We start from the raw sequence: 1,966 nt of genomic DNA on the forward strand, positions 1-1,966 counted from the left end.
ATCTTTACAAAACTTTACAACGTGTCCCATTTGCCACGTATTTCGGCATAACCCCGAATTAGGGGGAGATTATATCTTTGGTGAAATCTTGACCGATGACCAGAAGAAACAGTGTAGCTATCTAAGATCGCAATTACAAAAAGCATTCAAAGCCAATCGCGACATTGGACGGGTAAGCTGGTTGTTTTGGCGCAAGTATAACTATATGCCCCCATCGCACTGGTATCGCGATGCTGTTTTTCGACGAGGTAAAGGAGTTAGTGAAAACCAAAAGTTCGCCGATCAGGAAGTGTTTAAGAAGTTCTTGAGTCAAATCCGCCCTGGCGCTCCTGACGCGTGGCAGGGGGAGATGATGCGGCGTGAGTTTGGGCGTGGGTTCTACAATTTGCAACCCATCGAATGGTGGAAAGTACTGGATGTGGATTTGGTGTCGGACTGGAGTGCTATTAAAAAAGCCTATCAAAACAAGATTCCCTTCGCTGATGCAGGAGAGGCAGCATTGCTCAACTTCTGTTTGGAAGAGGGTAGGAATTTCTGTGCAGTGATGAATATCAAGTCTGTTTGACGAGGAGCATGAACTACCTAATATAGTGTAGGTAGTTCAAACGTACTCTCTTAAATATGGTTGACGATTTAGCGGGAAAAATCAACACACTAGCGAAACAAGCCGCACAGCGCCAAGCCGTACAGCAGGTCGCTGAGTCACCGCCCACACCCAAAAAGAAAGATAAAAAGTATTTGAAATCTTTCACCACACCCGGCATGGCTCAGGCGCAGTTAATGGCGCGGGTTGGTGGCGTCCAGAATGATTCAGAAAGCTTGACAGCTATAATCGACGGGCTATTTGAACGTCTAAATAGTGGCAGCGAGCAAGAACTTGAACTGATTCTGCACGGGCAGATTGCATCGTTGAACGTGCTTGCGTGTCATTTCATGAAAAAAGCGCTTGCCGCATATGATTCCACACAGGTACTGGATGCCTTGCCTCAAATTCCAGGGGAACTTGCCGCCCTTTCCTTAAAATGTCAAGTCGAGATGCGTCGCTGTCTGGAACTCCTGCACGACATGAAAAATCCCAAGAAACCGACCCAATTCATCAAAAACTACGTAAATCGCCAGTTAAATCAGTTACAGGTGGAGCAGGAAGAACTTAGAGATCAACTGGAGGCGACAAAATATGCCACGATGGACAGCCGAAGCCAGACTGAGGCAATCGCAAGCGATTCAGCGTTGGAAACCGTGGAAGAGTGCCACGGGACCAACGAGTGATCAGGGGAAGAGTATTAGCCGTGCTAACAGCTATAAGCATGGGATGCGATCGCAATCAATGATTCAGTTAAAGCGATCGCTGGGCATAAGCTCTAAGCTCAAGAATTTTTTGAAAAAATTCCAAGATTTAGCTTGACAAACGAACTATAGGAGGTTCATCATGACCTGGAGTAAAGAGGAAGCACAAAAACGCGATTTATTACCGCTTGTAGCCGATGCTATCGGATGGGCTGCCGAGAAGGATTACAAGCGATTGGAAGGATGCTTACGGGAAGCTTTTACTGCGGAAAATCTCAAAATCTCGATGCTTCGGCATGAGAAGGCAAGGATAATTCGAGAGATGAAAGCAGCGCTGGCAGCAAATGGCTATCAGGAGTCTGCTGCTATTGATTCTGTTGTCGATCGATTGCGGCAGGGAAGGTAATAGGAGTGAACAGAAGCGCGATCGCTTTCTTGCCAAAAAAGCCCCTTCCATGAGGTTGGGGCGCAATGCTTACCCTTAAGGGTTTTAGGTGCAGCAACAATGACTTATGCAGTTGGAGCGCATCCATACACGCAAAGTCGTACTGGGCAAGTTTACACTTCTGCCCAGACCTCCCGATCCGCAAGTGAAAGTTCGCTGATGGAGATTGCCTGCGCCTCACCTCTTAAGAAACACATTCCGTCGCCGTAGATTGAGCAACGAGATTAAAGCCTA

Annotated in this window: 3 protein-coding genes; all 3 read left to right on the forward strand. The window is 47.1% G+C overall.

Annotation, left to right across the window (positions count from 1 at the left end):
• The coding region (locus ACM0OZ_RS48575; protein WP_414590111.1) for a hypothetical protein at positions 1-565 on the forward strand (565 nt) is incomplete at its 5' end.
• Positions 566-621: 56 nt separating this feature from the next.
• A complete protein-coding gene (locus ACM0OZ_RS48580; protein ID WP_414590112.1) occupies positions 622-1,269 on the forward strand; it encodes a hypothetical protein in 648 nt (215 codons plus the stop codon).
• A 160-nt stretch (positions 1,270-1,429) separates the two neighbouring features.
• Entirely contained in the window at positions 1,430-1,693 is a 264-nt protein-coding gene (locus ACM0OZ_RS48585) for a hypothetical protein (RefSeq protein ID WP_414590113.1), read from the forward strand.
• Positions 1,694-1,966: the final 273 nt, after the last annotated feature.

This window comes from Scytonema sp. PCC 10023 (assembly GCF_963920835.1).
GTDB lineage: Bacteria > Cyanobacteriota > Cyanobacteriia > Cyanobacteriales > Nostocaceae > Kalymmatonema.

Coding starts and splice junctions, on each gene's coding strand:
- ACM0OZ_RS48580 (WP_414590112.1), top strand. CDS start 622: ATGGTTGACGATTTAGCGGGAAAAATCAACACACTAGCGAAACAAGCC.
- ACM0OZ_RS48585 (WP_414590113.1), top strand. CDS start 1,430: ATGACCTGGAGTAAAGAGGAAGCACAAAAACGCGATTTATTACCGCTT.